A 21,297-nucleotide genomic window follows, 5' to 3' on the forward strand; every position below is an offset into this window, starting at 1 on the left:
GGCTCCCCGACACGACCCGGCCCGGCCCGCGGCCTCCGATCCACCGGCTCCGCGCGAGCCTTCCGACTTCGATCCCGGGGATGGCGTAAATGGTGAACGAGGAGAAGTACCTCGATTACCTCAAGCGGGCGACCACCGACCTCCGCGAGGCGCGGCGGCGGCTGCGCGAGATGGAGGAGAAGGACCAGGAGCCCATCGCCATCGTCGCGATGAGCTGCCGCTACCCCGGCGGTGTCGCCACCCCCGAGCAGCTGTGGGAGCTCGTCGCCCACGGCGGCGACGCGGTCTCCCCGTACCCCACCGACCGCGGCTGGGACACCGACGTCCTCTTCGACCCCGACCCCGACAGCGGGATCGACGCCTACGAGAAGGTCGGCGGCTTCCTCCACGACGCCGCCGACTTCGACCCAGGATTCTTCGGCATCTCGCCGCGCGAGGCGCTGGCCATGGACCCGCAGCAGCGGCTGCTGCTGGAGATCTCGTGGGAGGCCTTCGAACGGGCCGGGATCGACCCCGCCGCGCTGCGCGGCAGCCGCACCGGCGTCTTCGCCGGGCTCATGTACCACGACTACGCCGCCCGGTTGTTCAGCGTCCCCGAGGAGATCGAGGGCTTCCTCGGCAACGGCAGCTCCGGCAGCATCGCCTCCGGCCGCATCGCCTACACCCTCGGCCTGGAGGGCCCGGCCGTCACCGTCGACACCGCGTGCTCCTCCTCGCTGGTCGCGCTCCACCTCGCGGCCCAGGCGCTGCGCGGCGGCGAGTGCACGCTGGCGCTGGCGGGCGGCGTCACGGTGATGTCGACGCCCGGCACCTTCACCGAGTTCAGCCGCCAGCGGGGCCTGGCCGGCGACGGCCGCTGCAAGTCGTTCGCGGCCGCCGCCGACGGCACCGGCTGGGGCGAGGGCGCCGGCATGCTCCTGCTGGAGCGGCTCTCGGACGCCCAGCGCAACGGCCACCCCGTGCTGGCCGTCGTACGCGGCTCCGCCGTCAACCAGGACGGCGCCAGCAGCGGCCTGACCGCGCCCAACGGCCCCTCCCAGCAGCGCGTCATCCGCGCCGCCCTCGCCGGCGCCCGCCTGTCCGCCGGCCAGATCGACGTCGTGGAGGCGCACGGCACCGGCACCACCCTCGGCGACCCCATCGAGGCGCAGGCCCTGCTCGCCACCTACGGGCAGGAGCACACGCCCGAACAGCCCCTGCTGCTCGGGTCGGTGAAGTCCAACCTCGGTCACACGCAGGCCGCCGCCGGTGTCGCCGGCATCATCAAGATGGTCATGGCGATGCGGCACGGCGTCGTGCCGAAGACCCTCCACGTCGACGCGCCGACGCCCAACGTCGACTGGACCGAGGGCGCGGTCTCGCTGCTCACCGAGTCCGTCGCGTGGCCCGAGACCGGCCACCCGCGCCGGGCCGGCGTCTCCTCGTTCGGCATCAGCGGCACCAACGCCCACACGATCATCGAGCAGGCCCCCGAAGCCGACGCCGCCGAGGCCCCGGAGACCGCTGCCCCGGTGCCCGTGCCCCCGCTGTGGAACCTCTCCGGCAAGACGCCCGCGGCCCTGCGCGCCCAGGCGGCCGGACTGCGCGACCACCTGACCGCCCACCCCGATCTCGGGGCGCAGGACATCGCCCACTCCCTCGCCACCGGACGCTCCGACTTCGAGCACCGCGCCGTCCTCGCCGCGGGCGACCCGGCCGGGCTCCGCGACGCACTGGCGTCCCTCGCGGACGCGGGGGCCGACGAGGCGACCGCGACCCTCCCCGGCGTCACGCGCGGTCGCCCGGTCGCGGGCAAGACGGCGTTCCTGTTCACGGGGCAGGGGAGTCAGCGGCTCGGCATGGGGCGGGAGTTGTACCGGACGTATCCGGTGTTCGCGCGGGCGCTGGACGAGGTCTGCTCGCACCTCGGCGCACCGCTGCGGGACGTGCTGTTCGGTGACGACGCCACGGCGCTGGACCGTACGGAGTTCGCGCAGCCGGCGCTGTTCGCCGTCGAGACGGCGCTGTTCCGGCTGCTGGAGTCGTGGGGTGTGAAGCCGGACTTCGTGTCCGGCCATTCGGTGGGTGAGATCGCCGCCGCACACGTGGCGGGAGTGCTGTCGCTGGAGGACGCCTGCGCGCTGGTCGAGGCGCGCGGACGGCTGATGCAGGCGTTGCCCGGCGGCGGCGTGATGATCGCGCTGCAGGCGTCGGAGGACGAGGTCCTGCCGATGCTCACCGACCGGGTGAGCATCGCCGCCGTCAACGGCCCCCAGTCGGTCGTCATCGCCGGTGACGAGGACGCGGCACTGGAGATCGCCGCCTGGTTCGTGGGCCGCAAGTCCAAGCGCTTGACGGTCAGTCACGCGTTCCACTCCCCGCACATGGACGGGATGCTGGACGCGTTCCGTGCGGTTGTCTCCGGGTTGTCGTTCGAGGCTCCGCGTATCCCGGTGGTCTCGAACCTGACCGGAGCCGTGGTCACCGACGAGATGGGCTCGGCGGACTTCTGGGTGCGGCACGTCCGCGAGCCCGTCCGCTTCCTCGACGGCGTCCGCACCCTCGCCGGGCGCAACGTCACGCACTTCGTGGAACTCGGCCCCGACGCGGTGCTGTCCGCCATGGCCCAGGAGGGCCCGGTCGGCGAGACGGCCGCGTTCGTCCCCCTGCTCCGCACCGGCCGGCCCGAGACGGCGACCGCCACGGCCGCCCTCGCCCGGCTCCATGTCCGCGGCGTGCCCGTCGCCTGGGACGCCTACTACGCGGGCAGCGGCGCCCGGCGCGTCGACCTGCCCACCTACGCCTTCCAGCGCGAGGCGTACTGGCTCGACGCCGGCCGCCCCGCCGGGGACGTCTCGGCCGCCGGACTCGGCGCCGCCGACCACCCGCTGCTCGGCGCCGCCGTCGCGCTCGCCGGCCTCGACGGCTTCCTCTGCACCGGCCGCCTCTCCCTGGACACCCACCCGTGGCTGGCCGACCACACCGTCCACGGCACGGTCCTGCTGCCCGGCACCGCCTTCGTGGAACTCGCGATCCGCGCCGGCGACCAGGTGGGCTGCGACCTGCTGGAAGAACTCACCCTGCACGCGCCGCTGGTGCTGCCGCACGACGGCGCCGTCCAGGTCCAGGTGTGGGTCGGGGCGCCGGACGCCACGGGCCGCCGCACCCTCGGCGTGCACTCCCGGCCCGAACCGGCCGGGGACACCCCGCAGGACACCGCGAACGACGCACCGTGGACGCTCAACGCCGACGGCGTCCTCACCACCGGCGCCCCCGCCCCCGGCTTCGCCCCGGAGGTGTGGCCGCCGGCCGGCACCACCGCCGTGCCCGTGACCGACCTGTACGCCGGACTCGCCGAAGCGGGCCTGGAGTACGGACCCGCCTTCCAGGGCGTGCGCGCCGCCTGGCGCGACACCGACGGGACGACGTACGCCGAACTCGCCCTCGCCGACGAACAGCGCGCCGACGCCGCACGCTTCGGCCTGCACCCCGCCCTGCTCGACGCCGCCCTGCACACCATCGGCCTCGCCGGACTCGTCGAGGACACCGGCCGCGGCCGGCTGCCCTTCTCCTGGAACGGCGTCGCCCTGCACGCCGTGGGCGGCTCGGTGCTGCGCGCACGGCTGACGGCGGCCGGCCCCGAGGCCGTGTCACTGGCGCTCGCCGACGAGGACGGCAGGCCGGTCGCCGACGTCGCCTCGCTCACCCTCCGCCCGGTCTCCGCCGGACAGTTCGGCACCGGGTACGGCGGCCACCGCGACGCCCTGTTCGCCGTGGACTGGATGCCCCTCGACACCCCCGCGACGACGGCCGAAGACTGGGCCGTGCTCACCGGCCCGGCCTCCGGCGAGCTCCCGGTCCTGCCCGGCACCCGGCACGCCTCGACGGCCGCGCTGATCGAGGCCCGCGATGCGGGCGCCCCCGTGCCCGGCACCGTCCTCGTTCCGCACGCCGCCCCGGCGGCGCTCACCGCCGAGGCCGTCCACGAGGCCGCGCACCGCACGCTCGCCCTGCTCCAGTCCTGGGCGGCGGAGGACCGCTTCGCCGACACCCGGCTCGTCCTGCTCACCGAAGGTGCCCTCGCCGCCCGCCACGACGACGGCGTCCCCGACCCGGGCCACGCCGCCGTCTGGGGTCTGGTGCGCTCCGCGCAGTCCGAGAACCCCGGGCGCTTCGTGCTCGTCGACACCGACGGCACCGACGCGTCGCTGGCCGCCCTGCCCGGCGCGCTCGCCACCGGTGAACCCCAACTCGCCCTGCGTGACGGCATCGTGCACGCCCCCCGCCTCACCCGGGTCGCCGTGCCCGCCGAGGCCTCGGCTCCCGCGTTCGACGCCGAGGGGACGGTGCTGGTCACCGGCGCGACCGGCACCCTGGGCGGGCTGGTGGCCCGTCACCTGGTGGCGGAGCGCGGCGTGCGGCACCTGCTGCTGCTCAGCCGGCGCGGCTCCGACGCGCCCGGTGCCGGCGAACTGACCGCTGAGCTGGACGTGTTGGGTGCCTCGGTGACGTGGGCGGCGTGCGACGCCGCCGACCGTGACGCGCTGGCGGAGGTGCTGGCGGCCGTACCCGCGGAGCGTCCGCTCACCGCTGTCGTCCACACCGCGGGTGTCCTCGACGACGGCATCATCGACTCCCTCACGCCGCAGCGCCTCTCCGGCGTCCTGCGTCCCAAGGCCGACGCCGCCCTCAACCTGCACGAGCTCACCCGCGGCCTCGACCTCGCCGCCTTCGTCCTCTTCTCGTCGGCTGCGGGCGTCTTCGGCGCGCCTGGCCAGGGCAACTACGCCGCCGCCAACGCCTTCCTGGACGCCCTCGCCCAGCACCGGCGCGCCCACGGCCTGCCCGCCACCTCGCTCGCCTGGGGCCTGTGGGCGGACACCGACGGCATGGCGGGCCGGCTCGACCAGGCCGACCTGGACCGCATGAAGCGCGGCGGCGTAGAGGGCCTCACGGCCGCCGAAGGGCTTGCGCTCCTCGACCTCGCCGACGCCCTCGGTACCGGGGGAAGCGATGGCGGCGGTTCCCCCCGCGGTCTGCTCGTGCCCATGCGACTGACCCTGACCCACGGCGCGCGCGGCACCGACGTCGCACCCCTGCTGCGCGGCCTCGTCCGCGGCCCCGCCAGGCGCCTCGTCGCCAGTTCCGGGGACCGTGCCGCAGCCGGCAGCTCCGCCGCAACCGCCCTGGAGCAGCGGCTCGTCGCACTCGACCCGGCCGAGCGGGAGCGGCTGCTCCTCGACCTCGTCCGCGGCCACGTGGCCGATGTCCTCGGCCACGGCTCCCCGGACGCCATCGAGCCCGAAAACGCCTTCAGCGAGCTGGGCTTCGACTCCCTCACCGCCGTCGAACTGCGCAACCGGCTCGGCGCCTCGGTCGGCCGACGGCTGCCCGCCACCCTGATCTTCGACTACCCCACCTCGCTCTCCCTCGCCCGGCACCTGCTCGTGGAACTGGCCGGGGCGGACGCGGCCACACGCCCGGCCCTCGCCCGCGCAGCCGTCACCGACGGCGCCCTCGCGGACGACCCGATCGCCATTGTCGCGATGAGCTGCCGTTTCCCCGGCGGCGTCACCACCCCCGAGCAGCTGTGGCACCTGCTGGAGAACGGCGAGGACGCCGTCTCCGGCTTCCCCGAGGACCGCGGTTGGGACCTCGACGCCCTGTACGACCCCGACCCGGACCACCCCGGCACCTCGTACACCCGGCACGGCGGCTTCCTCCACGACGCCGCCGCGTTCGACCCCACCTTCTTCGGCATCAGCCCGCGCGACGCCGTCGGCACCGACCCGCAGCAGCGGCTCCTGCTGGAGACCACCTGGGAGGCGTTCGAGCGGGCCGGCATCGACCCGGCCACGATGCGCGGCAGCCGGACCGGTGTCTTCGCGGGCGTGATGTACCACGACTACGCCACGCTCCTCGAACGCAGCGCCGACGGCGCCGACGGCTCCCTCGGCTCGGGCAGCACCGGCAGCATCGCCTCGGGCCGCGTCTCGTACACCTTCGGCCTCGAAGGACCCGCCGTCACCATCGACACGGCGTGCTCCTCGTCGCTGGTGGCCCTGCATCTCGCCGTCCAGGCGCTGCGCAACGGCGAATGCGACATGGCCCTCGCGGGCGGCGTCACCGTCATGGCCACCCCCGGCACCTTCGTCGGCTTCAGCCGTCAGCGCGGCCTGTCCGCCGACGGTCGCTGCCGCGCCTTCTCCGCCGACGCCGACGGCACCGGCTGGGCCGAGGGCGCCGGCATGCTGCTGGTGGAACGCCTGTCCGACGCGCGCGCCAAGGGCCACCCGGTGCTCGCGGTGGTGCGGGGTTCGGCGATCAACCAGGACGGCGCCAGCAACGGCATGACCGCCCCCAACGGCCCGTCCCAGCAGCGCGTCATCCGTGCCGCCCTGGCAAGTGGCGGACTGACCGCGGCGGACGTGGACGCCGTGGAGGCGCACGGCACCGGCACGACGCTGGGCGACCCCATCGAGGCGCAGGCGCTGCTGGCGACCTACGGCCAGGAGCGCGGCGGCGAACAGCCGCTGTGGCTGGGCTCGATCAAGTCCAACTTCGGCCACACGCAGGCCGCGGCGGGTGTCGCGGGCATCATCAAGATGGTCATGGCGATGCGCCACGGCGTGCTCCCCAGGACGCTTCACGCCGACGAGCCCTCGGCGCACGTGGACTGGTCGACGGGCGCGGTGTCCCTGCTGACGGAGGCCGTCGCCTGGCCCGAGACGGGCCGTCCGCGCCGGGCCGGCGTGTCGTCGTTCGGCATCAGCGGCACCAACGCCCACACGATCATCGAGCAGGCTCCTGCCGCCCCTGCCCTGCCTGAGAGCACTGCCTCGCACGGCCCCCTGCCGCTGCGGCTCTCCGGCCGCAGCACCGACGCCCTGGCGGCCCAGGCCCGCGCCCTGCGCGCACACCTGGCCGCCCACCCGGGCACCTCCCTCCACGACCTCGCGTACTCCCTGACCACGGGCCGGGCCGCCTTCGACCACCGCGCCGTCGTCGTCGCTTCGGACGACGCGTCGCTCGCCGCCGCGCTCGACGGCCTTGCCGACGGCCACCCCGCTCCCGGGCTCACGGCCGGCACGGTCAGCAAGGGCGGCCGCACGGCGTTCCTTTTCACGGGGCAGGGGAGTCAGCGGCTGGGGATGGGGCGTGAGTTGTACGCGGCCTGTCCGGTGTTCGCCGAGGCGTTGGACGCGGTGCGTGGGCGGCTCGGGCTGGATGTGCTGTTCGGTGATGACGCGGAGGCGTTGGACCGTACGGAGTTCGCGCAGCCGGCACTGTTCGCGATCGAGGTGGCGCTGTTCCGGCTGCTGGAGGGCTGGGGCGTGCGTCCGGACTTCGTGTCGGGGCATTCGGTGGGTGAGATCGCTGCCGCGCATGTGGCCGGGGTGCTGTCCCTGGAAGACGCGTGCACGCTGGTCGAGGCTCGTGGTCGGTTGATGCAGGCGCTGCCCGCGGGCGGTGTAATGATCGCGGTGCAGGCGTCGGAGGACGAGGTTCTGCCGCTGCTGACCGAGCGCGTGAGCATCGCGGCCGTCAATGGCCCGCAGGCGGTGGTGATCGCGGGTGATGAGGATGCCGCGGTCGCGATCGTGGAGTCGTTCGGGGATCGCAAGTCGAAGCGTCTGACGGTCAGTCACGCATTCCATTCGCCGCACATGGACGGGATGCTGGACGCGTTCCGTGAGGTGGTGTCCGGGCTGTCGTACGGGGCCCCGCGCATCCCGGTCGTGTCGAACCTGACGGGCGCCGTGGTCACCGATGAAATGGCTTCGGCGGACTTCTGGGTGCGGCACGTCCGTGAGACCGTGCGCTTCCTGGACGGCGTCCGCGCCCTGGAGGCCGCGGGCGTCACCACGTACCTCGAACTCGGCCCCGACGGCGTCCTGTCGGCCATGGCGCAGGAGTGCGTGACCGTCGACGGAGCGGGCTTCGCCCCGGCACTGCGCGGTGGCCGACCGGAGGCCGAAACCGTTCTCACCGCCCTGGCCCACCTGCACGTTCGTGGTGCGGCCGTGGACTGGGAGGCCCTTTTCACCGGCACCGGTGCGCAGCGGGTCGACCTGCCCACCTACGCCTTCCAGCGCGCCCGCTACTGGCCCGACGCCGCCCACCCGCTTCCCGGAGACGCCGCGGGGCTCGGGCTTGCCGCCGCTGGGCACCCCCTGCTGGGCGCGTCCGTCACCCTGGCCGATGCCGACGGCCTGGTGTTCACGGGTCGGTTGTCGTTGCGTTCGCATGCGTGGCTGGCTGATCACGTGGTGTTCGGGTCGGTGTTGTTGCCGGGGACGGCGTTCGTGGAGCTGGCTCTGCATGCGGGTGAGCGGGTGGGCTGCCCGGATCTGGCGGAGTTGACGCTTGCGGCGCCTTTGGTCGTGCCGGAGTCGGGTGCGGTTCAGGTGCAGGTGGTGGTCGGGGAGGTCGACGGATCGGGCGGTCGTCCGGTTGCGGTCTACTCCCGTCCGGACGGTGACGACGGGGCCTGGGTTCGCCATGCGGCGGGCTTGCTGACGGAGGGCATCCTGGCTGAGGCGACCGACCTGTCCGTGTGGCCCCCCGCCGGAGCCACCGCCGTGAGCGCGGCGAGCGCGTACGAGGTGCTGGACGCCGCCGGTCTCACGTACGGCCCCCTGTTCCAGGGGCTCGGTGCGGCGTGGCGGCGTGACGGCGAGCTGTTCGCGGAGGTGTCGCTCCCCGCGGAGTTGCACGGTGACGCCAAGGGGTTCGGTGTGCATCCGGCCTTGCTGGACGCGGTGCTGCACAGCCTGGCGCTGGGTGGTGTTCTCATCGGCGCTGATGAGGGTGCGCGGCTGCCGTTCGCGTGGAGTGGTGTGCGGCTGTACGCGGCTGGCGCGTCGTCGGTCCGGGTGCGGGTGGCATCGGCCGGGGACGGTGCGGTGTCGCTGGAGCTGGCGGACCCGACGGGTGCCCCGGTGGTGTCGGTCGAGTCGCTCGCGCTGCGCGCGGTCTCGCCCGACCAGATCGACGCCGTACACGACAACCGTCAGCACTCTCTCTACCGGCTCGAATGGACCGGACGTCCGGCCGAGCGGGAGCGTACTTCACCGTCGGTGACGGCCAGGTGGGCGGTCGTGGGCGCCGGGATACCGGGTCTGGACGGCCCGATCCACACCGACCTGGCTGCCCTGGCCGATGCGTCCGACGCCGTGCCGGACCTGGTGTTCGTCACCCTCGGAGAGGCCGAGGGCGAAGTGCGGGAAGCGGTGCACGCCGGGGCCGCCCGGGCGCTTGCCCTCGTGCAGGCCTGGCTGGAGGAGGACCGCTTTGCCGACTCCCGCCTCGTGTTCGTCACCCGGGGGGCTACGGCGGCCGAGGACCTTGTCGGCGCGGCGGTCTGGGGCCTGGTCCGTTCCGCCGCGACCGAGCACCCCGGCCGGTTCGGCCTGGTCGATGTCGACGACCTGACTGCGCTGCCCGTGGCGGCAGTTGCTGCCGCCCTGGCCGCGGGGGAGTCGGAGATGCGCGCCCGTGAAGGCACGGTGCAGGTGCCGCGTCTGGTGCGTGCGGTGGTGGAGCCGGAGGCCGGGGCGCTGGTGCTGGACGGCACGGTGTTGGTGACGGGTGCCAGTGGTGCGCTGGGTGGGTTGTTCGCGCGTCATCTGGTGTCCGAGTACAGGGTGCGGGATCTGCTGCTGGTGAGCCGGCGGGGTGGGGACGCCCCTGGTGCTGAGGACCTGACCGCTGAACTGGCGGGTCTGGGTGCGTCGGTGTCGTGGGCGGCGTGCGATGTGGCCGACCGGGATGCCCTGGCTGGGCTACTGGCGGGGCGTTCGTTGTCGGCGGTGGTGCACATCGCGGGTGTCCTGGACGACGGTGTGGTCGGGTCGCTGACGGCGGAGCGTCTGTCGTCGGTGCTGCGGCCGAAGGTGGACGCGGCGTGGAACCTGCACGCGCTGACGCAGGGTATGGATCTGTCGGCGTTCGTGCTGTTCTCCTCGGCTGCCGGTGTGTTCGGCAATGCGGGGCAGGCGAACTACGCGGCGGCCAACTCCTTCCTGGACGCGCTGGCCGCGCACCGCAGGGCGCAGGGCCTGGCGGCGACGTCGCTGGCGTGGGGGCTGTGGGACGGCGGCATGGCCGGCGAGGTGTCGCGCTCCGGACGCGGTGCCGTGAACGCCCTGTCGGAGGAAGAGGGCCTGGCCCTGTTCGACGCGGCCGCCGCTTCGCAGGACGCGGAGTTCGTACCGGTGAAGCTGGACCTGGGCGCGCTGCGCACGCAGGCGGCCAGCGGGATGCTGCCGCCGGTGCTGAGCGGTCTGGTCCGCGTCCCGGCCCGTCGCGCCGCGAAGGCTGTCGGCGCGGGGCCGGAGGCGGAACGCCTGGCCGGACTGTCCGTTGCCGAGCAGAAGGCTCACGTCCTGGAGCTGGTGCGCTCCGAGGTCGCGGCGGTGCTCGGTTACGCGGGTCCGGAGGGGGTGGAGCCGGATCGGTCGTTCCGTGAGCTGGGCTTCGACTCGCTGACCGCCGTCGAGCTGCGCAACCGGCTCGGTGCGGCGATCGGGCTGCGCCTGCCCGCCACACTGGTCTTCGATTACCCGACCTCCGTGGTCCTGGCCGAGCACCTGCGAGGGGAGCTCGTCGGAGCTGCCCCGGCAGCGGTGGCACCGGTCGCCGTCCCGGTCCGTGACGACGAGCCGATCGCGATCGTGGGTCTGGGCTGCCGCTACCCGGGTGGGGTGGAGAGTCCGGAGGATCTGTGGCGGCTCGTTCTTGAGGGCCGGGATGCGATTTCCGGGTTCCCTGAGGATCGTGGCTGGGATGTGGAGGCGTTGTTCGACGCGGATCCCGATCAGCAGGGGACGAGTTACGCGCGGGAGGGTGGCTTCGTTCGCGATGCGGGTCACTTCGACCCCGCTTTCTTCGGGATCTCGCCGCGTGAGGCGGTGGCGATGGATCCGCAGCAGCGGTTGCTGCTGGAGACGTCATGGGAGGCGTTCGAGCGCGCAGGCATCGACCCGACGACGATGCGGGGCAGCCGGACGGGTGTCTTCGCCGGCGTGATGTACCACGACTACGCGTCCCGCCTGTCGGTGCTCCCCGAGGGCGTCGAAGGCTTCCTCGGCACGGGCAACGCCGCGAGTGTCATCTCGGGCCGCCTCTCCTATGCGTTCGGCCTCGAAGGTCCGGCCGTCACCGTCGACACGGCGTGCTCGTCCTCGCTCGTCGCCCTGCACCTGGCGGTGCAGGCGCTGCGGAGTGGTGAGTGTGATCTGGCGCTGGCCGGTGGTGTGACGGTGATGGCGACGCCGGCGGCGTTTGTGGAGTTCAGTCGGCAGCGGGGTCTTGCGTCCGACGGTCGGTGCAAGGCCTTTTCGGCGGACGCTGATGGGACGGGCTGGGCCGAGGGTGCGGGTGTGATGGTCGTGGAGCGGCTGTCGGACGCGCGTGCCAAGGGGCATCCGGTGCTGGCGGTGGTGCGGGGTTCGGCGGTGAACCAGGATGGTGCGAGCAATGGTCTGACGGCGCCGAACGGGCCGTCGCAGCAGCGGGTGATCCGGCAGGCGCTGGCCAATGCCCGGCTTACCGCCGCTGAGATCGACGTGGTCGAGGCGCACGGCACGGGCACGACGCTGGGTGACCCGATCGAGGCGCAGGCGCTGCTGGCGACCTACGGCCAGGAGCACGGTGACGAGCAGCCGCTGTGGCTGGGTTCGATCAAGTCGAACATGGGTCACACGCAGGCCGCGGCCGGCGTGGCGGGCATCATCAAGATGGTCATGGCGATGCGGCACGGTGTGCTGCCGCGGACGCTGCACGTGGACGAGCCGTCCCCGCACGTGGACTGGTCCGAGGGCGCGGTGTCGCTGCTGGCCGAGCAGAGGGACTGGCCGCAGACCGGCCGTCCGCGCCGCGCCGCGGTGTCCTCGTTCGGCTTCAGCGGCACCAACGCCCACGCCATCATCGAACAGGCCCCCGAACCCGCACCGGTTGAAGCACGGGAGCAGGCCCCGACGGACGTCCTGCCGTACGTGCTTTCGGCGAAGACCCCGGACGCGCTGCGAGACCAGGCGGCCCGGCTCCGCGCCCACATCGAGGACGCCGACGACGTCAGTGCCGCCGTCGCCCCCTCCCTGGCCACCCAGCGCACCGCCTTCGAGCACCGCGCGGCGGTCGTCGCCTCGGACCGGGATGAACTGCTGCGCGGCCTTGCCTCACTGCAGGCCGGAGATTCGGCGCCCTCGGCCACGCGGGACACCGTGAGCACCGGCAAGCTCGCCTTCCTCTTCACCGGTCAGGGGAGCCAGCGGCTGGGCATGGGGCGTGAGTTGTACGCGGCCTATCCGGTGTTCGCGCAGGCGTTGGACGCGGTGGGTGGGCGGCTGGGGCTGGACGTGCTGTTCGGTGATGACGCTGAGGTGTTGGACCGGACGGAGTTCGCGCAGCCTGCGTTGTTCGCGGTGGAGGTCGCGCTGTTCCGGCTGCTGGAGTCGTGGGGTGTGAAGCCGGACTTCCTGTCCGGGCACTCCATCGGCGAGATTGCCGCGGCCCACGTGGCCGGGGTGCTGTCCCTGGAGGAAGCTTGCACGCTGGTTGAGGCTCGTGGGCGGTTGATGCAGGCGCTGCCTTCGGGTGGTGTGATGATCGCGGTGCAGGCTTCGGAGGACGAGGTCCTGCCGCTGCTGAACGAGCGCGTGAGCATCGCGGCCGTGAACGGTCCGCAGTCGGTGGTGATTGCCGGTGACGAGGATGCCGCTGCCGCGATCGTCGAGTCCTTCGGTGACCGGAAGTCGAAGCGCCTGACGGTCAGTCACGCATTCCACTCGCCGCACATGGACGGCATGCTCGAGGCGTTCCGTGAGGTCGTTTCCGGGCTGACGTTCGCGGCGCCGCGCATTCCGGTCGTCTCGAATCTGACCGGTGCCGTCGTTACGGACGAGATGGCGTCGGCGGACTTCTGGGTGCGGCACGTCCGTGAGGCTGTCCGCTTCCTCGACGGCGTCCGCGCCCTGGAGGCCGCGGGCGTCACCACGTACGTCGAACTCGGCCCCGACGGCGTGCTCTCGGCGATGGCGCAGGAGTGCGTTGCCGGGGAAGGCGCGGCCTTCGTGCCCGTCCTGCGCTCTGCGCGCCCCGAGGCCGAGACCGTCACCACCGCACTTGCCCAGGCCCACAACCGGGGCATCGCGGTCGACTGGCAGGCGTACTTCGCGGGCATCGGCGCTGAGACCGTCGATCTGCCCACCTACGCCTTCCAGCGGCAGCGGTACTGGCTGGAGGCCCCCGAGCTCGCCGTGACCGGGGACGTGACGTCCGCGGGTCTCGGCGCGACGGACCACCCCATGCTGGGTGCGGCTCTCGCGCTCGCGGACGCCGACGGCCTGGTGTTCACGGGTCGGTTGTCGTTGCGTTCGCATGCGTGGCTGGCTGATCACGTGGTGTTCGGGTCGGTGTTGTTGCCAGGTACGGCGTTTGTGGAGCTGGCTCTGCATGCCGGTGAGCGGGTGGGCTGCCCGGGTCTGGCGGAGTTGACGCTTGCGGCGCCTTTGGTCCTGCCGGAGTCCGGCGCGGTTCAGGTGCAGGTGGTGGTCGGGGAGGTCGACGGATCGGGCGGTCGTCCGGTTGCGGTCTACTCCCGTCCGGATGACGCGGACGCGCCGTGGGTCCGCCACGCCGTGGGTGTGCTGACGGACGACGTGCGTCCGGGTGCGGCCGATCTGTCCGTGTGGCCTCCGGCCGGCGCGAGTGCCGTCGAGGTCGATGCGGCGTACGAGGCGTTGGATGCGGCGGGCCTTGTGTACGGCCCGCTGTTCCGGGGGCTGCGTGCGGCGTGGCGGCGCGGCGACGAGCTGTTCGCCGAGGTGGCGGTGCCGGAGGAGGCGCAGCGGGACGCGGACACGTTCGGTGTGCATCCGGCGTTGCTGGATGCGGTGTTGCACAGCTTGGCCCTGGGTGGTGTTCTCGCGGGCTCGGATGAGGGTGCGCGGTTGCCGTTCGCGTGGAGTGGTGTGCGGCTGTATGCGGCCGGCGCGTCGTCGGTCCGTGTGCGGGTGGCGTCGGCCGGGGACGGTGCGGTGTCGTTGGAGTTGGCGGACCCGACGGGTGCCCCGGTGGTGTCGGTCGAGTCGCTCGCGCTGCGCGCGGTCTCGCCGGACCAGATCGACGCCGCGCACGACAACCGACGACAGGATTCACTGTTCGAGGTCGACTGGACGGCGCTGGCTCCCGTGTCGGACACCCGGCAGCCGACGGTGCAGTGGCTCGGAAGCGCGGGACTCGCCGTCCTCGCGGGCGACGGCCAGGCCGTGCCGGAGGCCGTGGTGGTACCGCTGGACCGGGCCGCTTCGGACGACCTTCCCGGTGCGGTGCATGCGGAGTCCGGTCGTGTGCTGGGTCTGGTGCAGGAGTGGCTTGATGACGAGCGGTTCGCGGCGTCGCGTCTGGTGTTCCTGACGCGGGGTGCGGTGGCTGCTGTGCCGGGTGACGAGGTCGCGGATCTGATGCACGCCCCGGTGTGGGGTCTGGTCCGTTCGGCGCAGTCGGAGAATCCGGGCCGGTTCGGTCTGATCGACCTCGACGGCGAGATCGACGCCGAGACCGTCACTGCAGCGTTGGGCTCGGGTGAGCCGGAGGTCGCGGTCAGGACGGGGACGTTCCTGGTGCCGCGTCTGGTGCGTGCGGTGGTGGAGCCGGAGGCCGGGGCGCTGGTGCTGGACGGCACGGTGTTGGTGACGGGTGCCAGTGGTGAGCTGGGCGGTTTGTTCGCGCGTCATCTGGTGTCCGAGTACGGGGTGCGGGATCTGCTGCTGGTGAGCCGGCGGGGTGGGGACGCCCCTGGTGCTGAGGACCTGACCGCTGAACTGGCGGGTCTGGGTGCGTCGGTGTCGTGGGCGGCGTGCGATGTGGCCGACCGGGATGCCCTGGCTGGGCTACTGGCGGGGCGTTCGTTGTCGGCGGTGGTGCACATCGCGGGTGTCCTGGACGACGGTGTGGTCGGGTCGCTGACGGCGGAGCGTCTGTCGTCGGTGCTGCGGCCGAAGGTGGATGCGGCGTGGAACCTGCACGCGCTGACGCAGGGTATGGATCTGTCGGCGTTCGTGCTGTTCTCCTCGGCTGCCGGTGTGTTCGGCAATGCGGGTCAGGCGAACTACGCGGCGGCAAACTCCTTCCTGGATGCGCTGGCCGCGCACCGCAGGTCGCGGGGTCTGGCGGCGACGTCGCTGGCGTGGGGCCTGTGGGACGGCGGCATGGCCGGCGAGCTGTCGCGTTCCGGACGGGGCGCCGTGAATGCCCTGACCGAGCAGGAGGGTCTGGCCCTCTTCGACACCGCGGCCGCCTCGCCGACGGCCGTGCTCGTACCGCTGAAGCTCGACCTGGCGGCCCTGCGCTCCCAGGCTTCGGGCGGCGGGGTGCTGCCGTCGCTGCTGAGCGGTCTGGTCCGCGTCCCGGCCCGCCGTGCCGCGAAGGCCGGCACCGGGTCCGTGGCCGAGCGCCTGGCCGGACTGTCCGTTGCCGAGCAGGAAGCTCACGTCCTGGAGCTGGTGCGCTCCGAGGTCGCGGCGGTGCTCGGTTACGCGGGTCCGGAGGGGGTGGAGCCGGATCGGTCGTTCCGTGAGCTGGGCTTCGACTCGTTGACCGCCGTCGAGCTGCGCAACCGGCTTGCCGCTGCCATCGGGCAGCGCCTGCCCGCCACACTGGTCTTCGACTACCCGACCGCCGCGCTTCTCGCGGAGTACGTGCGGGGCGAACTGGTCGGTACGGAAGCCGTGGTGACTGCGGCTGTGCCCGTCGCTCCGCGCGACGACGAGCCGATCGCGATCGTGGGTCTGGGCTGTCGCTATCCGGGTGGGGTGGAGAGTCCGGAGGATCTGTGGCGGCTGGTCCTTGAGGGCCGGGATGCGATTTCGGGGTTCCCTGAGGATCGTGGTTGGGATGTGGAGGCGTTGTTCGACGCCGATCCCGATCAGCAGGGGACGAGCTACGCGCGGGAGGGCGGCTTCGTCCGGGATGCGGGTCACTTCGACCCGGCCTTCTTCGGGATCTCGCCGCGTGAGGCGGTGGCGATGGATCCGCAGCAGCGGTTGCTGCTGGAGACGTCATGGGAGGCGTTCGAGCGCGCCGGGATCGACCCGACGACGATGCGGGGCAGCCGGACGGGTGTCTTCGCGGGTGTGATGTACCACGACTACGCGTCCCGGCTGAGCGTGCTGCCGGAGGGTGTTGAGGGCTTCGTCGGGACCGGCAACGCGGCGAGTGTCATCTCGGGCCGGTTGTCGTACGCCTTCGGTCTTGAGGGCCCGGCGGTCACGGTGGACACCGCGTGCTCCTCGTCCTTGGTGGCACTCCATCTGGCGGTGCAGGCGCTGCGGAGTGGTGAGTGTGATCTGGCGCTGGCCGGTGGTGTGACGGTGATGGCGACGCCGGCGGCGTTTGTGGAGTTCAGTCGGCAGCGGGGTCTTGCGTCCGACGGTCGGTGCAAGGCGTTTTCGGCGGACGCTGATGGGACGGGCTGGGCCGAGGGTGCGGGTGTGATGGTCGTGGAGCGGCTGTCGGACGCGCGTGCCAAGGGGCATCCGGTGCTGGCGGTGGTGCGGGGTTCGGCGGTGAACCAGGATGGTGCGAGCAATGGTCTGACGGCGCCGAACGGTCCGTCGCAGCAGCGGGTGATCCGGCAGGCGCTGGCCAATGCCCGGTTGAGCGCGGCCGAGATCGACGTGGTCGAGGCGCACGGCACGGGTACGACGCTGGGTGACCCGATCGAGGCGCAGGCGCTGCTGGCGACCTACGGCCAGGAGCACGGTGACGAGCAGCCGCTGTGGCTGGGTTCGATCAAGTCGAACATGGGTCACACGCAGGCCGCGGCCGGCGTGGCGGGCATCATCAAGATGGTCATGGCGATGCGGCACGGTGTGCTGCCGCGGACGCTGCACGTGGATGAGCCGTCCCCGCACGTGGACTGGTCCGAGGGCGCGGTGTCGCTGCTGGCCGAGCAGAGGGACTGGCCGCAGACCGGCCGTCCGCGCCGCGCCGCGGTGTCCTCGTTCGGCTTCAGCGGCACCAACGCCCACGCCATCATCGAACAGGCCCCCGAACCCACGCCCGTACAGCCGCAGGAACCGGAGCGGCCGACCGGCCCGCTTCCCTGGACCCTGTCCGGGAAGTCCGTCGAGGCCCTCCGCGAACAGGCCGCACGGCTGCGGGCGTTCGCCCTCGACAACGCGGACGTGACCCCGGCCGACATCGGCTGGTCCCTGACCACGACCCGTACCGCGCTGGACCGCCGCGCAGTGGTCGTCGCCGAGGACCGCGAGGGATTCCTCGCCGCGCTCGAAGCGCTGGCAGCCGGCGAGGCGAGCGCGGCAGTGACACAGGGCACGGCGGCGGCGGGCAAGGTGGCCTTCCTCTTCACCGGGCAGGGCAGCCAGCGCCTCGGCATGGGCCGCGAGCTGTACGCCGCCTGTCCCGTGTTCGCGGACGCCCTGGACGCGGTCTGCGCACACCTCGATGCGCCGCTGAAGGATGTGCTGTTCGGCGACGACGCCGAGCTGCTGAACGAGACCGCCTCCACGCAGCCGGCACTGTTCGCGGTGGAAGTGGCGCTGTTCCGGCTGCTGGAGAGCTGGGGTGTGAAGCCCGACTTCCTCTCCGGCCACTCCATCGGCGAGATCGCCGCAGCGCATGTCGCCGGAGTGCTGTCCCTGGAGGACGCCTGCACGCTGGTCGAGGCGCGCGGACGGCTGATGCAGGCGCTGCCTTCCGGCGGCGTGATGATCGCGCTGGAGGCGGCCGAGGACGAGGTCCTGCCGGTGTTGGACGACCGCGTGAGCATCGCCGCCGTCAACGGGCCGCGCTCGGTCGTCATCGCGGGTGACGAGGACACGGCCACGGCCGTCGTGGAACTGTTCCCGGACCGCAGGTCGAAGCGGCTGACGGTCAGTCACGCCTTCCACTCGCCGCACATGGACGGCATGCTGGCGGAATTCGGCGAGGTCGCCGCGGGCCTGGCCTACGCCGCCCCGCGCATCCCCGTCGTCTCCAACCTCACCGGCACCGTCGTCAGCGACGAGATGACCTCGCCCGACTTCTGGGTCCGCCACGTCCGCGAAGCCGTCCGCTTCCTCGACGGCATCCGCGCCCTGGAGGCCGCAGGCGTCACCACCTACCTCGAACTCGGCCCCGACGGAGTCCTCTCCGCCATGGCCCAGGAGTGCCTGACCGGCGAGAACGCCGTCTTCGCCCCGGTGCTGCGCTCCTCGCGCCCCGAGGCCGAGACCGTCACCACCGCCCTCGCCCACGCCCACACCCGGGGCGTCGCGGTCGACTGGCAGACCTACTTCGCCGGGACCGGCGCGCGGCGCGTCGACCTGCCCACCTACGCCTTCCAGCGGCAGCGCTACTGGCTGGAGGCCCCCGCACACGCCCTGAGCGGCGATGTGACGTCCGCGGGCCTCGGCAGCGCGGATCACCCGCTGCTCGGCGCGGCGGTCGAGCTGCCCGACTCCGACGGGTTCCTCTTCACCGGCCGGATCTCCCTGCGCACCCACCCCTGGCTGGCCGACCACCGCGTCGCGGGCACCGCGCTGCTGCCCGGGGCCGCGCTCGTCGAACTGGCCGTGCGCGTCGGGGACCACGCGGGTTGCGATCTGCTGGAGGACCTGACGCTGGAAGCGCCGCTGGTGCTGCCCGAGACGGGCGGCGTGCAGCTCCGGCTCACCGTGGCGGAGCCCGAGGCGGCGGGGCGGCGCGCCTTCCACGTGTACTCGCGGCCGGAGGAGTCCGCGGCGGACGAGCCCTGGACCCGGCACGCGGGCGGATTCCTGGCGGTCGCGACCGAGGGGACGCCCGCGGCGGAGGAAGCGGCCGCGTGGCCGCCCGCCGGGGCCGAGCCCTGCGACGTGGACGAGCTCTATGCGTCCTTCGACGCGATGGGCCTCGAGTACGGTCCGGCGTTCCGCAACCTGCGGCGCGCCTGGCGGCTCGGCGACGGCGAGGTCTGCGCCGAAGTCGCCCTCGCCGACGACGACCGGCCGGAGGGCGCGCGGTTCGGGCTCCATCCGGCGCTGCTGGACTCGGCCCTGCACGCGGCCGGTCTCGGGGATTTCTTCCCCGGCGCCGAGCGGGGCGCCCGCCTGCCCTTCGCGTGGGACTCGGTGCGGCTGCACGCCGTGGGCGCCTCCGCGCTGCGGGTCCGCATGGCGCCGGCCGGACAGGACGCCGTCTCCCTGCTGATCGCGGACGAGACGGGGCAGCCGGTGCTCAGCGTCGGCTCCCTCGTCCTGCGTCCGCTGAACGTGGACGGGATCACGGGCAGTGCCGGCGGGCCCGGTGGGGCCTTCCGGGACAGCTTGTTCCAGGTCGACTGGCCGGTGCTGCCGCTGTCTGGGGACGTGCAGCCGGAGGCCGCGGGCCGCTGGGCCTTGCTGGGCGGGGACCCGTTCAAGCTGGGTGCCGTCCTCGGCGTGCAGAGCGTCCACCCGGACCTGGCGTCGCTCGACCGAGAGATCGGCGCCGTCCCGGCCGACGAGGTGCCGGAGACCGTCCTCGTCGCCCTCGCGCCGGACGTCTCCACCGCCGGCCACCTTGCGCGCGCTACGCACAGCGCCGTCACCGCCGCGCTGGAGCTGGTCCAGGAGTGGCTGGCGGACGAGCGGTTCGCCGCGTCGCGGCTGGCCCTCGTCACCCGGGGTGCTGTCGCCGTGGACGCCGACGAGGACGTCGAAGACCTGGCGCACGCCGCGGTGTGGGGCCTGGTCCGTTCCGCGCAGGCCGAGCACCCGGGCCGGTTCGTGCTGGTCGATGTCGACTCCGAGGACGCGTCCCTCCGGGCGCTCACCGCCGCGCTCGACACCGACGAGACGCAACTGGCCGTACGGGACGGCGTCGTACGGACGCCGCGCCTCGCGCGCGCCGCCACCGCACCCGCGCAATCGGCGGACGCCTTCGACCCGGACGGCACCGTCCTGGTCACGGGTGCCGGCGGCACTCTGGGCGGACTCCTCGCCCGGCACCTGGTGGACGTCCACGGGGTGCGGCGCCTGCTGCTGGTGAGCCGGCGCGGCGCGGGGGCGGAGAACGCGGCGGAGCTCACGGAGCAACTGGGCGCATCCGGCACGGAGGTGACCTGGGCGGCGTGCGACGTGGCCGACCGCGACGCGCTCGCCACCGTACTGGCCGGCATCCCCGCGGAGCACCCGCTCACCGCGGTCGTGCACGCGGCCGGTGTCCTGGACGACGGAACGGTCGAGGCGCTGACCCCGGACCGGCTGCGGCGCGTCCTGCGGCCCAAGGTCGACGCGGCCTGGCACCTGCACGACCTGACCCGCGACCTGGACCTGTCGGCGTTCGTCCTGTTCTCCTCGGCCGCCGGTGTCCTCGGCAACGCCGGACAGGCCAACTACGCGGCGGGCAACACCTTCCTCGACGCCCTCGCCCAGCACCGAAGGGCGCAGGGACTCACGGCGGTCTCGCTGGCCTGGGGCCTGTGGGACGACGAGGCCGGCATGGCCGGGACGCTCGACGCGGCCGAGCGGCGGCGCCTGGGCCGCGGCGGCATGCTGCCGCTCTCCCCGGCGGAGGGCCTGGCCCTGTTCGACGCCGCCCTGCCCGGTGCCGCCGGGGAGGAAGCGACCGCGTCCCTCCTGGTCCCCGCCCGGCTCGACCTGGCCGAACTGCGCAGGGCCGTCGGCGACTGGACACCGCCGCTGCTGCGCGGCCTGCTCCGCGGCACCGCGCGGCGCCGGGCGGGCGACGCGTCGGCGCCGACCCCGGACTCGCTCGCGCTGCGGCTCGCCCAACTGCCCTCCGCCGAACGGGACCGGGTCCTCCTCGACCTGGTCTGTACCCAGGTGGCCCAGGTCCTCGGCCACAGCGGATCCGGCGCCATCGAACCCGGCAGCGCCTTCAAGGAACTGGGCTTCGACTCGCTGACCGCGGTGGAGCTGCGCAACCGCCTCGGAGCCGCGTCCGGGCTGAGGCTGCCCGCCACGCTGATCTTCGACTACCCGACCCCCGAAGCGCTGAGCGGCTACCTGCGCTCCGCGCTGCCCCTCGACGACGGGCCGTCGGTCCTCGGCGAACTCGACCGGCTCGAGGAGGCCTTGGGCGCGTCCGACGCGGACAGCGTCACCGCTTCGCGGATCACGATGCGCCTGCAGGCCCTCCTGGCCAAGTGGAAGGACGCGCAGGAAGCCGGCGGCACGGCCCCTGACACGGCCGACGACGACGGCGACCTCGAGACCGCCACGGACGACGAGCTCTTCGACCTGCTGGACGAGGAACTCGGCTCCTCCTGACCCTTCCTGCCGCCCCACCCGCCCCACGACCCATCCGCGCCACCGGAGACCCGGCCGG

Annotated in this window: 1 protein-coding gene; it reads left to right on the forward strand. The window is 73.2% G+C overall.

Annotated features, from left to right (window positions below; genetic code table 11):
* The first annotated feature begins 89 nt into the window (after window positions 1-89).
* Entirely contained in the window at window positions 90-21,239 is a 21,150-nt protein-coding gene (locus ACIP9H_RS32405) for a type I polyketide synthase (RefSeq protein WP_401962385.1), read from the forward strand.
* The last annotated feature ends 58 nt before the right edge of the window (window positions 21,240-21,297 follow it).

The organism is Streptomyces sp. NPDC088732 (assembly GCF_044751205.1).
In the GTDB taxonomy this organism is placed as follows: domain Bacteria; phylum Actinomycetota; class Actinomycetes; order Streptomycetales; family Streptomycetaceae; genus Actinacidiphila.